The sequence below is a fragment of the Candidatus Omnitrophota bacterium genome (genome assembly GCA_028716165.1).
Classification (GTDB): domain Bacteria; phylum Omnitrophota; class Gorgyraeia; order JABMRG01; family JABMRG01; genus JAQUQI01.
This window is the reverse complement of sequence record JAQUQI010000002.1, coordinates 22313-37383: the sequence shown is the minus strand read 5'-3', so window position 1 is coordinate 37383 and position 15071 is coordinate 22313. Positions and strand designations below refer to the sequence as shown.

Here is a 15071-nt window from a genome sequence, read left to right as displayed (position 1 = left end):
ACAGAACAGCTTAACCTTGTCAAATATAAATATAATATAACTACTTGGCCAGGCCTGACAGGGCCTGCATAAAGCCGGGAAAAGAAACGCTAATACAGTCTGCATGCGAAACATAGCTTTCGCCTCGCGATATTGCGCCGGCAATAACAGCCATCATGGCCATACGATGATCATTATAACTTTGGACAGAAGCGCCTTTAAGAACTGTGGGGCCTTTTATTACCAGATTATCGCCGGCCATTTTCAGGTCAGCCCCAAAACTTTTCAGAATTGTAATAACAGCTTGCACCCTGTCCGTCTCCTTTACCCGCAATTCGGATACATCCTCTATAACGCTTTCGCCTTTTGCCTGTGTCGCGCACAAGGCAATAAGCGGTATCTCATCTATCATTAAGGGTAAGTCGTGTTTATTTATATGAACGCGATTAAGCTGTGAATAATGTATAATAACACTGCCGCGAGGCTCAAAGCCGTTCGGGCCATGGATAATCTCCAAATCAGCTCCCATGGCCTTCAAAACATTTATCATGCCAATACGGGTAGGATTGAGCCCGCAATTATCTATCCTTATACAAGCTCCTTCGGACAAGGCCCCTAACGCAATGAAAAATGCCGCCGAGGATATATCGCCCGGAATATCAATATCACGCGGGCTAAGTTCTTTATCCCGCGCGCCTCTTACGGAAACGGAAAGGCCTTCTTTTTCCACATCAATACCGAAAAACTCAAACATTCTCTCCGTATGGTCTCTTGACGCGAAAGGCTCTGTGATAGTCGTCCTGCCTTCAGCATATAGGGCGGCGAACATTATGGCGGACTTGACCTGGGCGCTGGCTACTTCGGTGCAGTAATTAATAGATTTTAGAGCATCGCGGCCTTTTATCGTTAGGGGGGCATAATCCCCGCCGGCGGCGCCTTTGATATCAACGCCCATCAGCGTTAAAGGTTTGATTACCCTCTTCATCGGCCTTCGCGACAAAGAGGGATCTCCTGTCAAAATAGTTTCAAACCTCTGGCCCGCTAAAATACCCGGCAACAACCTCATGGTAGTGCCGGAATTACCCAGATACAATTCACCGGCAGGACAAGACAACCCCCTCAACCCCCTGCCTTCAATATATACGGTGTTGCCTTCTATGGTAATGGGAACACCCATCTGCCTGAAGGCATCAATCGTTGACATGCAGTCCTGGCCCAATAATACATTATTGAGCCTGCTGGCGCCCCGGGCAATAGATGCCATCATAACAGCCCTATGGGATATGGATTTGTCCCCCGGAACAACAATAGCGCCCTTGGCGGAAACAACTCTTTCAATCTTAATCATATGTTAAAAATACGGGGTTAAAATCAGACTTTATGAAGTTTTACCGCATCACCTGTATATATGCTCACACCGCGCCATTGGTCTAATACGATTATGCTTGACATGTCATCATAAACGTTTTCAACAAGCGCCTTGGCGATGAAACGGTTATCGCGGTATATTTCCAGGGTATCGCCGCTGTTGACCCCCTGTCCACTGCCTAAATCTATCACACAAAAATTGTATTTTTCGCTTACTTCCACAACTTCACCGTTTAACGGCCTGGCGACTTTGACAATTATCTTGGGCAGTTGAACGCCTTGGGACTGTTGAATACAGACCTTCAGGCTTTCTTCAAGTTCCAATTTCTCACTGCCGGCAAACTCAAGAGCGTCCTGCAAGTCTCTATGCGTCAATCCGGCATTCTCCAGCTCATCCCTTAAGGCCGCTTCTTGTGAAATTGTTTCTTCAAGGGCACGATTCAATTCCGCTAACTCATTTTCCACATCGCTAAGCATGGCCAGAGCCTTGTCCCTTTCCTGCGTAACAGAAGGTATCTCATTCTCAAGGGCTTTGATTTTTTCTCCGTAATCCTGGACATCCTGCACGAGCCTTTCCCGCTGGCCATTGAGAATATCTATATTTCCCGTTATGCGCGCGCGCTCTTCAACTACGGCATCAATACGCAATTTAATAGAATTGGCGCAGGCTAATTCTTTTTTTGAACCTGAAAACAAGAATAAACCCAGCGCCGTAATCAGCGCGGCCAGAAGCAAAAGGCCTGCCGCTAATCCTTTATTTTTATCCATTGCTATATCTCCTGCTCTACAAAGACCTTGTCCCCGGCCCTTATCTGCGAAAGGTTGTCTTTATCAACAAGGGCGGCGGCCGATATGTTCTCCCTTACCGTCTCAACGCGGCAACGGCCAAGGCTTTTATTATCGCGCCTGATATCCAAGACCAAGCCTTCTTCTATCCCTGATGATTTGCCAAGGTTTGTCACCAAAAACGCGAATTCCCTGTTAACGGTCAGGACTTCTCCTGAAGGAAGCGCCGGATTGTCTATGACAGTCTCTGTCACGGTATCAAGGTCCCGCTCGCGGATATTCTGCTCTTCATACTGCTGGCTTACGGGCTGCTGGCGGGCGGCAGACTTATAGGACTCCAACTGGTCTGCCAAAGCCTCTTTTGTTTTCATAAGGATCATAAGCTTTTGATCGGCATCCAGGGTTTGTTTAACAAGAACGGCTATTCTGTTTTTCAGGTCGGCAATATTGGTATTTATTCTATCCGTCTCCTGCCTGGCCGTAAGCATCCGGCCCCTGCACTGCCTGATATCTCTTTCGGCTGATTCCAGCTGGCGTTTGGCGGAAAGAAGTTCGGACTCAAGCGAAGCGGACCTGTTCATCAGATTATCAATACTCTTCTGCAGTCCGTCCACGTCATCCTGCAATCTTGTCAATTGTTCCTGGTCTTTTTCCTTCAGCGCCTCTTCCTTTGAAAGCATTTCTTCATGCAAAAGACGCTGGCGCGTATTATTACCTTTGTCAAGAAAACACCAGAACGCAAAAACAAGAGCAAACACGAGAACAATAATTAAAATGATATTCAATAAATTATTAATTGGCCGCTCCTATACTTGATATAACAAATATAGTATATTTGCAAAGAAGCTTAAAGTCAAATTAAAAAAAGCGTTGAAGCATTTTGAACGCGCCAGAAAACCTGACCGCGGCAAAGTCCGCGTCCGGGAAACAACATTACAATATCCCGTAAAGCATTATACTAAAATACCTATTTATCAAACACGGACATTTCAGGCGGCATTTTTAAACAAAAGGAAAGCTCTTTATCGGAAACCGGATGCCTGAATTTAAGGCCGGCGGCATAAAGCGCTATCCTGCCAAATTGCCTTCCGCCGTATTTTTTATCGCCGATAATCGGATGGCCTATATGCGACATATGGACCCTTATCTGATGCGTCCTGCCTGTGGATATTTGTATGCGCAGTTTAGTATAGCCTATATATCTTTTTAAGACCTGAAAATTTGTCAAGGCGTTTTTGGAATGGGTAAATTTAACCGCCATCTTTTTCCTGTCTCTCAAAGACCTGCCGATAGGCAATTCTACGCGGCCCGTATCCGGGGCGACATTTCCTTCAACAAAAGCGATGTATGTCTTATCTACCGTTCTGTTTTTAAAAGCGCCTGTCAATAGGCGGTGCGCGGTATCGGTCTTTGCCGCGACGAGCAGGCCCGACACGTCCTTGTCCAGCCTGTGCACGATACCCGGCCTGGGGCTGGTCCCGATATGGGCAAGCAGGCCCTTGGTATGAAAAGCTAACGCGTTAACGAGAGTGCCGTCATTATTGCCTGCCGCGGGATGGACAACCATGCCGGCAGGTTTATTCAGCACGAGAATATCACAGTCTTCATAAATGATTTCAAGCGGTATGTTTTCCGCGCGAACGCGCGTGGATTCGTCAACAGGGAAAACAATATCTATAATGTCTCCGGGCCTGATCCGGTAATTAGGCTTTTTGGCAAGGCCCGAAATAGTAACAGCCCCCCGCAGTATGAGCCTTTTAAGGCCGCTCCTGGAGCATGACTTGTTTAATTTTTCAAAAAGACAAACGTCAAGCCTCTTGCCGCTGTCACTGGGCTCTGTCTTAAGTGATTGATTGTTCATGGCCGCGGGAAAAATAAATTATCAAAAGACCGGTCAAGACAAATGCTATACTGATTATCCGGGTAAGACTTAATCCGAAAAACAGTTGCGGCAGATCGCCGCGAAAAAACTCTATGGCAAATCTGAATAACCCATAGAGTATAAGATACCACGCTATGACCTGGCCCTTGAAGGCGCGATTTTGCTGTATACGCGAAAGGGCAATAAAAATAAAGAAGAGCCCGATTGATGAAAATATCTGAACAGGATATACCTTGACATGGCTTGATGGGAAACAAACGCCTATCATCAAATCCGTCGGCCTGCCATAACAACAGCCGTTTAAAAAACAACCTATCCTTCCTATGGAGTGGCCCAAGGCTATAAAAGGGGCCAGGAGGTCAGCGGCATCCGCCACAGATATGCGCGACTTTTTGGCATAGAGAATACCGAATAAAGGAGCGAATATGAACGCTCCGTAAAAAACAAGCCCTCCCCTGTTTATCATAAATATCTCCACAGGGTTTTGGGAAAAAAAATCAATTTCTGAAAAGACATAAAGGAGCCTTGCGCCGATAATTCCGGAAAAGAGCAATACGAGCACAAGATTGCTGAAGATATCCTGCCTGATACCGAACAAACCACAGCGCTTCAAAGCCAAAAAAAGGCAAACAGAGAAAGCCAAAGCGAGCATAACGCCATAAGAGTATATTCTTACAGGCCCTATTCTCAATAGTATTGGGTACATGCGGTCCCCTCACACGCGTTTAAGGCGGCTTTGCTTAAAAAGATACAGCGATATCAATGATACACCCAGTGTAATTGCCGAATCCGCTATATTAAAAACAGGCCATAATCTGAAATCTATGAAGTCTAATACGCGGCCGTAAGCCAGACGGTCAATAAGATTACTAAGAGCGCCGGAAAACACAAAACACATTCCGGAGATCAGCAAAAACGACTTGGGCTTTTTAAAAATTAGAAAATATGCGATAAATAAAAGAATAAGGCATGATATAACAGCAAAAAAGGAACTACCCCAATTCGGAAAAAGCCCGAACGCCATTCCTTTATTATAGATAGGGCTGATATGCAATATATTGTCAATGACAGGATACGATGTCCCGGCAGTCAGGCTTGAAAAAACCAAAGCCTTGGTAATCCTGTCTGAAAACACCACGATAAATACCACAAAAAAAAACCACACAATATCAGGCCTGACCCTTGTTCTTTTCAGCGTGTTCCTGGCATGCCACGCACATTACGGCATAGGGAACGGCGCTTAATCGTTTAATGCCTATCGGCTTGCCGCAGGCCTGGCATTGCCCGAAATCCCTTTCATTTAACCTCTTTAACGCGTCGTCAATATTGTAAAGCAGTTCACGCTCATTGGCAGCCAGGCCGAGCGAAAGCTCACGCTCAAAATTATCACTTGCCACATCCGCCATATGTATGCCATAACCCGACAGGTCTCCGGCAGCGTCTTTTTGCAGGCGGTTCAGGTTCTCTTTTTCTATATTCCTAACCTTGGCAATGATGCCTTCTCTCATCTGCAGAAGGATCTTTTTAAGTTTTGATTTTTCTAATTTCTCCATTACCAATTTCTCCTTTTATACCGGCCAATACGTCATGACACCTGCCGCACACATTGGCGTATTTTGAGCCCTTGCCCGTAGTCAGGCTGAAATTCCAGCACCTGTCGCATTTTTTGCCTTTGGCCTTTGTAACAGATATCCGCACCGACGGCAGTTCATCGTCTTCAAAGGCCCCCTCGGAGCCGGGCCCTTTTTCAACGCCGGCTTGAGAAACTATAAAAAGCGCGGCAAGGTCTTTCTCGTTGGACTTCAAAAAATCCCATATTTCATCCGTTTTGGCATGCAACATTACGCAAGCCTCCAGCGAACTGCCTATCATGCCGGCGCCGCGGCTGGATTCAAGCGCCTTAAGCACAGCGTCCCTTACCCGTTTAAGCCGCGCGTATTTATCCTCAAGGTTGTCGTCTACGCTGAAACTGTCTTTATCGTCAATAAGGCTTAAATGCACGCTTTCCGGCATACCTTCTCTGCCGGGCATGCACCGCCAGATCTCTTCCGATGTAAATACGAGAACAGGCGCTATGACCCTTGCGAGAACATCAAGAATGATATATAAACCGCTCTGGCATGAACGCCTCTCTACGGAATCATTTTTAAAAGTATAAAGCACATCTTTTACAATATCAAGATAAAAATTAGACATATCAACAATACAAAACGAGTAAAGGTTGTGATAAACTTTATGGAACTGAAAGCTCTCATAATAGGCGCTTGTATCGTGTAAAAGCCGGCGCGCCCTTGATACAGCCCACTTGTCTATCTGGCGCATACTATCATCCGGCACAAGGTCTTTGCGCGGATTGAAATCATACAAGTTGCTAAGCATAAACCTCGCCGTATTGCGGATCTTGCGGTATGCCTCAACGAGCCTGGCCATTATCTCGTCGGATATCCTGATATCGTCGTTATAATCTGAAAATGCCGCCCACAACCTTAATATGTCCGCGCCGTAATCTTTTATAATATCCTGGGGCGAAACAACATTGCCAAGCGACTTTGACATTTTTCTGCCTGTGCCGTCCACAACAAAACCATGGGTAAGAACGGATTTGAAAGCGGATTTATTGTCTATGGCCATAGATGTTATTATGGATGACTGGAACCATCCCCTGTGCTGGTCGCTTCCCTCAAGATATAAACTGCAGGGATATTCCAGCCCTTTCCTGTTTTTTAAAACAGCCTGATGGCTTACGCCTGATTCAAACCACACGTCAATTATATCCTTGCCCTTCTCAAAATCAAACCCCCCGCAGGCGCACTTATAACCTTTAGGCAAAAGATCCTTCATGTCCGCCTCAAACCATATTCCACTGCCATGCTTTTCAACAATAGCGGCAAAATGGTCAATGGCCGCGCCGTCCGCTATCCATTTTTTACACCGTAGACAACGAAAAACAGGTATGGGAACCCCCCAATATCTCTGCCTGGACAAACACCAGTCCGGCCGCGTATCTATCATGGATTTTATACGCTCATAACCCTGGGCAGGCACCCAGTTGACCTCTTTTATCGCGGATTGGATGGCAGGCCTTAGCCCGTTATGGTCAATGGACATAAACCATTGTTCTGTCGCCCTGAATATAATGGGGCTTTTGCATCTCCAGCAGTGAGGATAGGAATGATTTATCTGGCCGCTGAAAACCAGAAGGCCTAAGCGCTTGAGCTTGTCAATAATAGCGTCATTGGCCTGATGGACATTGGCGCCTTTAAATTCCCCTGCCTGTTCGGTGAATACGCCTCTTTCATCAACAGGCATTATGACCTCAAGGCCGTAAGACCGGCCCGTGGCATAATCGTCCTGGCCGTGACCCGGAGCGGTATGCACGCAACCTGTCCCATCTTCCATGGACACATAATCGGCAAGCACCACACTTCCGCGGCGGTATCCGAATGGATGCTCATAAGACAACCCTTCCAAATCCTTTCCCTTCACAGAGGCGGCTATCGGGCCTTTTTTAAGCCCTGTCTTTGCGTAAACCTGCTCAAGCAAGGCAGAGGCCATGATAATTCTTTCCCCGCCTGTCTCAACGATAACGTATTCGCTGTCAGGATGAACGGCCACGGCAACATTGGCTACCAGTGTCCAGGGCGTTGTTGTCCATATAAGTATATAATCGTTTTTGCCGATAACACAGGATGGAAGCTTGGTTTGTTTGTCTAAATCGGATATTTTAAATTTGACATAGATAGACGCGGATACGCGATTTTCATATTCCACTTCGGCCTCGGCTAAAGCGGTCTCGCACTTACAGCACCAGTTAACAGGCTTTCGCCCTTGATATATATAACCTTTTCGGACAAGGCAAGCCAATGATCTTATTATAGATGCCTCATAGGATTTGTCCGTGGTAAGATAGGGTTCATCCCATTGCCCGAATATACCCAGCCTTTTGAATTCCTGCCTCTGCACATCAACAAAACCCATGGCGTAATCGTGGGCTTTTTTTCTGAATTCTATCTGGCTGATATCGGCTTTCTTTTTGTTCATTTTTTTGAAAAGTTCATGCTCAACAGGCAGTCCATGGCAATCCCATCCGGGTATATATTCACAATAATAACCCTTCATCGTCTTGTGCCTGATAACTATATCCTTTAATATCTTATTCATGGCATGGCCTATATGTATATGGCCGTTCGCGTAAGGAGGCCCGTCATGCAAGACGTATTTGGGCATGTGCTGATGCGCTGATTTTATCTTGGAGCATATGTCCGCATCGCGCCAGAAGTTCAGTATATCCGGCTCCTTTTGAGGCAGGCTGGCCTTCATTTTGAAATCCGTGCGCGGAAGATTTAATGTGTCTTTATAATCCATTTTTTCTATCTGCCTTTTTAAAAGCCTTGATTTTTAAAAAACGCCATTGGCGGCGGTGTCATAAATATTTTCCGATTATGATATCAAGCCTTTTTCTTACATCTGCCAAAATAGCTGCGGGCTTTGTAATAATAGCGCCTTTTAAGGCGCCGGCGCAAAGACAGTCTCTTTTTTGGGGCAATCGGCTTGATACGGTTTCTAATATTTTTTTAGCGTTATCTATATTGCGCGAGAGGTTCTGTATTATAATATCAACGCTGGCATTGTCCGACTCATGCCAACAGTCATAGTCCGTGACCATGGCCAATGTGGCATAACATATCTCCGCTTCCCTGGCGCATCTGGCTTCATGAAGATTCGTCATGCCGATAATATCCATGCCCCAGCTCCTATAGAGATTTGATTCCGCCCTGGTAGAAAATGAAGGCCCTTCCATGTTAAGATATACGCCTTTTGCGTGAGCAGGCAGGCCCAGCGCCGAGGCCGCGTCAAAGAGCAGTTTTGACAATACCGGGCAGACAGGGTCGGAAAACGTTATGTGTGCCGCGAGGCCGTTACCGAACAATGTGCCTGACCTGGCCTGGTTCGTCCTGTCAACATACTGGTCCGGTATGACTATATCCATAGGCTTAATCTCCTGCCTAAGGCTGCCTACGGTAGAAACGGATATTATTGTATCAACGCCGAGTTTTTTCATAGCGTAAATATTCGCCGCATTGTTAATTTCTCCGGGTAAAAGATGGTGCCCCCTGCCGTGCCTTGGTAAGAATATGACATCCCTGCCGGACAGTTCGGCGCGGAGGAATTTATCCGACGGCTTACCAAACGGCGTTCGTATGCCTATCCATTCCACGGCACGCAGGTTGGGCATGTCGTATAAACCACTGCCGCCTATGATACCAAGTTTTGACATATATTCTCCATTATCGCGTAACGCATCCGCAGGAATCCTGGTTAAGGTTAGCGCCGCACTTATGGCACAGGCCCTTGCAATCGGGGCGGCATAACTGCCTCATAGGATACCCCAGCATTATAGAATCTTTTATGTCGTCGCTCAAATCAATGAAATGCCCGTTGCCCGTATCATAGATAAAATCCCCTTTTTGCGATATGTTGAAATCAAACTGCTCAAGGCATCTGCTGCATATCATGCGGGCTTTTGCCGATATTGATACAGACGCGCGGACCGTATCGGCATCTCTTTCCAAATGCGCGCGGACAGTGACCGGACAAGGATACGTTATCTGTGAGGTCTCTATGCCGAGTGAGCTCGCCTCTATATGCCTTTCTATGTCCAGCCCGTCTTTCAATATCTCGTTAACGCAGACTTTCACCGATTCTTTGCTCCGACCATTTCCGACGTCTCTTTGGCTATCATCCACTCTTCATCTGTGGGTATCACAATAAGCCTGGCTCGGAATTTGGATAAAAACCCTTTTACCCTACGGCCAATCATTGACTTGATAACAGCGCTGTTTTCTCCTATGCCGCCCGTAAGGACTACGGCGTCAATCCTGTTCATAACGGCGGTATAAGCGCCGATATATTTTATGATACGGTAGGCGAATATGTCCAGGATAAGAGCGGCCATTTTATCGCCTTCGCGTAGTCGTTTTAATATGTCCCTCATATCGTTACTTACGCCGGAGAGGCCGAGTATGCCGCTTTTTTTATTGAGCATATGATCGGCATCCTTAATGGAGAGGCCTTCCTTTTCCATAATAAATAATACCGCGGCAGGATCTATATCGCCTGACCTTGTACCCATAAGCAAGCCTTCAAGCGGGGTAAAACCCATGCTCGTATCAATAGACCGGCCTGATTTTACGGCAGTTATACTGCAACCGTTACCCAAATGGCAGGTGACCAGGTTCAGTCTGGAAAGCGGTTTTTTCAATATCTTTGCCGCCTGCTGTGACACATACTTGTGGCTTGTTCCGTGAAAACCGTATCTGCGTATCCCGTATTTTTTATAAAAACCATAAGGTATGCCGTAGGTATAGGCATAAGGAGGTATAGTCTGATGAAAAGCCGTGTCAAAAACAGCCGCCTGCGGTATGCCCTTGGCAAACTCAATGCATGCCTTTATGCCAAGAACTGCCGGTGGATTATGCAGCGGGGCCAATTCATTAAAGCCCTCTATTGCTTTTATAACGGCCTTATTTATAAGCACAGGCCCTTTAAACATCTCGGCTCCGTGGACAACGCGGTGGCCTATGGCAGAGATGTCGGCCCATGAATTCATAACGCCCGATTTGGGAGAGACCAAAATATCAAATATATGTCTAATGGCCTTATAATGGTCACAGGCTTCAACCTTACCGGTAAAACACCTTCCGCGCCCGGCATCATGGCTTATAAGCGCCTTATCAGAACCTATACGCTCTACTATGCCTTTGCACAAAAGCCTGTCTTTTTTAAGGTCAAACAACCGGTATTTTATGCTGGATGAACCGCTGTTAATTATAAGTATTTTCATGGCAGGACCGTTTTTTAAGTGTGCGCGCATCTTAGGGATGTGACACAAACTATATCTATGATGTCGTCGGCAGAGCACCCCCTGGAAAGATCACTGCATGGGGCCATAACCCCGTGCAATAACGGGCCAAGGGCCCTGGCCTTGGCAAGCCTTTCCGTCAGCTTATAGGCGATATTGCCTGACTCAAGGTTAGGAAATATCAGGACATTCGCCTTGCCTCCTACAGGGCTGTCCGGCGCTTTTCTTTTTGCTATATCAGGCACTAAAGCGGCATCAGCCTGGAGCTCGCCGTCAATTAAAAGATTCGGGTATTTTTCTCTTGTTATTTCAACGGCCCTCACCAGGTTTTCGGTTGCCTCTGTTTTGCCGCTTCCTTTTGTAGAAAAACTCAATACCGCTATACGCGGCTGAACGTTAAATATATTCTGCATAAGGCGCGCGGCGGACATGGCAATATTGGCAAGCTGTCTCGGAGAGGGCTCGGGGACAATGCCGCAATCGGCAAATACCAGAACTCCCCCTTCGCCAAAAGATTCGTCCTGTAACACCATTATAAACGAGCTTGACATTGTTTTAACTTCAGGGTTAACTCCTATACACCACAAGGCCGACCTGGCCACATCTCTCGTAGTGTGGACCGCGCCGGCAACAAAACCATCGGCTTTTTTTTCTCCTACAAGCATGGCCGCGAAGTATACGGGCTTTTGAACAAGCATGGCCCTTACGTCATCCCTGGTCATGTCCTTGTTCTTTCTCTTCCCGTAAAGGCCGTCCGTATAAACGTCAAGTTTGTCCGACGCGGCAGGATCTATTATCTCTGTATTGCCAAGGGCGAAACCCTTGGCCTTGCAGATAGAAGCTATCTTACCTTTATCTCCCAGGAGTGTAATATCCGCGAGTTTTTCGCGGACAATATAATGAAGCGCCTGAAGCGTGCGCTCGTCCTCGCCTTCGGGCAGGCATATCCTGCGCCTGGAATGTTTGGCCCTTTCTCTTAATTCCGATATCACCCTAAGCATTTTTTCTCCCCTGTTTTATTTTTTTAGAGAGCGCCCTGGCAACAAATTGAGGCACAAAACAACTGATATCCGCTCCGAGCAGGGCCGTTTCTTTGATAAGTTTTGACGATAGATAGGAATAAGATTCGCTCGGCATCAAAAATATGGTCTCAACGTCACTGCTTAAACGCCTATTGGTAAGCGCCATCTGAAATTCATACTCAAAATCCGACACCATTCTTATGCCTCTTATGATAACGTATGAATTTTTTTTCTTCACATAATCCACTGACAGGCCGTTGAAGCTGTCCACGTACACGCCCTTAATACGGCGCGTAGCCTGCCTGACCATATCCATCCTTTCGGTTATTGTAAATAGATGCTGTTTCGCGCTGTTATCGGTCACCGCTATTATAACTTTTTTAAATATTTTGGACGCGCGCCTGATAAGGTCTATATGGCCGTGCGTTACGGGGTCAAAACTTCCGGGGTATACGGCTGTCTTAGTCATTTAGTTTCCACTTTTGTATAAAGGCTTACTGTGGTATCCCCGTAATTTAGCTGACGGGACAGATTCAGGCATCCGGAATTTCCGGGGACAATGTCTTTTTTAAAATGCTCAACAAACACCAAACCTGAATTGCCAAGTATATCATACATACTAATATACTTCAAGCATTTTCTTATACGGTTTTTATGATAAGACCCGCTTGCCCTGTCCTTATAGTAAGGCGGATCCGCGAATATTATATCAAACTTTTTACCCTCGCCGCCTAAAAGCCTGATGCCCGCGAACGCGTCTTTGGTAAATATACGTATACTGGCGGAAAAACCGGCGGCGGATAATTTAGTTATATTATCATATATTATATCCGTGCACGCTTTTGAGTTATCAATAAAAACCGTCTCTTTTGCCGACCTGCTAAGGGCCTCTATGCCCAGCGCGCCGCTTCCGGCAAATAGATCAAGCACGCGCTTATCGCGCACGGAAGAAGCCAAGACATTGAACAATGCCTCTTTTACATTGTCCCTTGTAGGCCTGATGCCCATAGGCATTGATATCAAACGCCCTTTATATATACCGGAAATAACTCTCATATTAACCTGTCATGCCTAAATAAAATTTATCTTTAAACCGCTCCATAAGTTTGTCCTTCATCTTTTTATGGCGCGCGTCTTTCAGGGCCGGGTCAGAGTCTATGATACCAAAGGCCTCGTGCCTTGCCTGTTCCAATATATCCACATCGGATACGATATTGCCCAATGTCAGGGCCGGCGTTCCGTGCTGTTGTTTACCAAACAGGGCGCCGGGGCCCCTTATATTTAAATCCTCGCGGGCTATTTCAAAACCGTCTTCAATCCTGGATATGGCCTCAAGCCTTTGGCGGGCCTCATCCGTATCCGTATCCGACACGAGCAGGCAGAAAGAAGCATTCCTGCCTCTGCCCACCCTGCCCCTTAATTGATGGAGTTGGCTAAGCCCAAAACGATGGGCGCTTTCAATGACCATGACCGAGGCGTTTGGAACGTCTATTCCGACCTCCACGATAGTCGTCGCTATAAGCACGTCTATTTTTTTTTGTTTGAAATCAGACATCACGGCCGACTTCTGCGCTTCGTTCTGCCTGCCATGCATAAGCCCCAAACGTAAAGACTTAAATACCGTTTGGCTTAATTTTTCAAACATGACCAGGGCCCCTTCTGATTTGATGCAATCAGATGCTTCTATAACAGGGTATACTATATACGCCTGGCAACCGCTGGCAATCTGGTTTTTTACAAAATCATAGACCTCTGCCCGGCGCGAACTCTCAACCCACATCGTTTTTACATTCCTCTTTCCGTGCGGCATGGTATCTATAACAGATATGTCCATGTCCCCGTAGAGAGTCATTGCCATGGTCCTGGGTATGGGCGTTGCCGTCATAATAAGGACATCGGGGTTATCATTTTTTATCTTCAATGCCGCTCTCTGTTCCACGCCAAACTTGTGCTGCTCATCAACAACCACCATCCCAAGATTATTAAACTCAACGCCTCTTTGTATCAAAGCGTGAGTGCCGATTATTATATCTATGCTCCCCTTTTTTACAGCTGTCAGCACGTCCTCTTTTTTCTGCCTGCCCATATCGTTCATAAGCAAGGCCGTATTTATACCAAGCCTGGAAAATATCCTGTTTAATGTTATATAATGCTGACGGGCCAATATTTCCGTAGGCGCCATAATGGCCGCCTGATGACCGCCGGCACAGGCCAAAAACATGGCATAGGCGGCTACCAGAGTCTTGCCTGAACCAACCTCGCCCTGGATTAACCGGTGCATAGGCCTTGGGCTTAAGACATCGGTTTTTATCTCTTCCATCACGCGCTCTTGCGAAGCAGTCGGTTTAAAATCAAGTGAGGCAAAAAACTCTTTTTCTCTTAACGGGTCTATAGAACGCCGGCCGGGTACAGCCGCGCTCTTTATCTGATGCCTTCTTAAGGCAAGCGCGAGCTGAAGAATAAGAAATTCCTCAAATATTATACGCCTCCTTGCCAAAAGCCTTTTTTCATCATCAGAGGGAAAGTGTATATTGTTTACAGCCGGCCTTATGTCAAACAGCTTATGCCGCGTAACAATATATTGCGGCAAAATATCATCAACCTGATCCAGGTATTGATCAATACAATTTTTTATTATCCTCCTTAAACTTCTCTGGTGCACACCTGAAGCTAGCGGGTAAACCGGCACAATGCGTCCGGTATGTATGGGCTCTTCCTGGGCTTGAGGCTCTCTTATGATTTCATATTCAGGGTGTATAAGCTGAAACCTTGTCGTTTTTTGCACGCGCCCGTAAAGAATCAAAATATCGTCAGGCTGAAAACACTTTTTCATATAAGGCTGGCGAAACCACAGGCAATACATGTTAGCGGTCCCGTCTGATACCACAAGCTGGAAAATGCTTATACCTTTTTTAGTTCTAAATACCGAGGAAGAAACAATCTTAGCCTTTACAGTCTGGTATGTATCGGGGACAATGTCCTTTATGGATTTTATATTGCTCCTGTCCTCATACCTTCTGGGAAAATACTCAAAGGCATCCTGAACGGTATTTATGCCCAAACGTTTCAAAAGCCTGGCCCTGTCAGGGCCTACGCCTTTTATATAACGCGCGGATATGTCTTTCAAATCGCTATGCATGGCAAAAAGTTATAAGTTTTTTAAAACCGTTTG

At 46.3% G+C, this 15071-nt stretch carries 15 protein-coding genes; all 15 read right to left on the bottom strand.

All coding sequences use genetic code 11. The features are described 5' to 3' along the window. Positions 1–40: 40 nt before the first annotated feature. The 15 genes from aroA to recG all read right to left on the bottom strand — a co-directional run bounded on the left by aroA (position 41) and on the right by recG (position 15026). A complete protein-coding gene (aroA, locus tag PHV77_01620; GenBank protein ID MDD5503993.1) occupies positions 41–1327 on the bottom strand; it encodes a 3-phosphoshikimate 1-carboxyvinyltransferase in 1287 nt (428 codons plus the stop codon). A 23-nt stretch (positions 1328–1350) separates the two neighbouring features. Then, entirely contained in the window at positions 1351–2115 is a 765-nt protein-coding gene (locus tag PHV77_01615; protein MDD5503992.1) for a hypothetical protein, read from the bottom strand. A 2-nt stretch (positions 2116–2117) separates the two neighbouring features. Continuing rightward, a complete protein-coding gene (locus tag PHV77_01610; protein MDD5503991.1) occupies positions 2118–2918 on the bottom strand; it encodes a hypothetical protein in 801 nt (266 codons plus the stop codon). 182 nt (positions 2919–3100) lie between these two features. Continuing rightward, the gene (locus PHV77_01605; protein ID MDD5503990.1) at positions 3101–3994 is read right to left on the bottom strand and encodes an RluA family pseudouridine synthase; all 894 of its coding nucleotides are present in this window, start codon (positions 3992–3994) and stop codon (positions 3101–3103) included. Next, positions 3975–4721, bottom strand: a complete 747-nt coding sequence (locus PHV77_01600) for a prolipoprotein diacylglyceryl transferase (protein ID MDD5503989.1) — start codon at positions 4719–4721, stop codon at positions 3975–3977. The genes PHV77_01605 and PHV77_01600 overlap by 20 nt, the downstream gene beginning before the upstream one ends. A 9-nt stretch (positions 4722–4730) precedes the next feature. Continuing rightward, the gene (lspA, locus tag PHV77_01595; GenBank protein ID MDD5503988.1) at positions 4731–5180 is read right to left on the bottom strand and encodes a signal peptidase II; all 450 of its coding nucleotides are present in this window, start codon (positions 5178–5180) and stop codon (positions 4731–4733) included. Between the two features lie 4 nt (positions 5181–5184). Further along, positions 5185–5568, bottom strand: a complete 384-nt coding sequence (locus tag PHV77_01590; protein MDD5503987.1) for a TraR/DksA family transcriptional regulator — start codon at positions 5566–5568, stop codon at positions 5185–5187. Continuing rightward, positions 5540–8380, bottom strand: a complete 2841-nt coding sequence (ileS, locus tag PHV77_01585) for an isoleucine--tRNA ligase (GenBank protein ID MDD5503986.1) — start codon at positions 8378–8380, stop codon at positions 5540–5542. Before ileS ends, PHV77_01590 begins: the two co-directional genes overlap by 29 nt. Before the next feature lie 58 nt (positions 8381–8438). Further along, a complete protein-coding gene (gene mtnP, locus PHV77_01580) occupies positions 8439–9293 on the bottom strand; it encodes an S-methyl-5'-thioadenosine phosphorylase (protein MDD5503985.1) in 855 nt (284 codons plus the stop codon). Positions 9294–9303: 10 nt separating this feature from the next. Next, complete coding sequence (locus PHV77_01575; protein ID MDD5503984.1) at positions 9304–9714, bottom strand: DUF177 domain-containing protein; 411 nt, start codon at positions 9712–9714, stop codon at positions 9304–9306. Then, a complete protein-coding gene (locus PHV77_01570) occupies positions 9711–10859 on the bottom strand; it encodes an acetate kinase (protein ID MDD5503983.1) in 1149 nt (382 codons plus the stop codon). Before PHV77_01570 ends, PHV77_01575 begins: the two co-directional genes overlap by 4 nt. Before the next feature lie 14 nt (positions 10860–10873). Continuing rightward, positions 10874–11878, bottom strand: coding sequence for a phosphate acetyltransferase (gene pta / locus PHV77_01565; protein ID MDD5503982.1), 1005 nt, complete (start codon positions 11876–11878; stop codon positions 10874–10876). Further along, a complete protein-coding gene (gene coaD, locus PHV77_01560) occupies positions 11871–12368 on the bottom strand; it encodes a pantetheine-phosphate adenylyltransferase (GenBank protein ID MDD5503981.1) in 498 nt (165 codons plus the stop codon). Before coaD ends, pta begins: the two co-directional genes overlap by 8 nt. After that, entirely contained in the window at positions 12365–12955 is a 591-nt protein-coding gene (gene rsmD, locus PHV77_01555; protein ID MDD5503980.1) for a 16S rRNA (guanine(966)-N(2))-methyltransferase RsmD, read from the bottom strand. Before rsmD ends, coaD begins: the two co-directional genes overlap by 4 nt. Before the next feature lies 1 nt (position 12956). Next, positions 12957–15026, bottom strand: coding sequence for an ATP-dependent DNA helicase RecG (gene recG / locus PHV77_01550; protein MDD5503979.1), 2070 nt, complete (start codon positions 15024–15026; stop codon positions 12957–12959). Positions 15027–15071 lie beyond the last annotated feature (45 nt).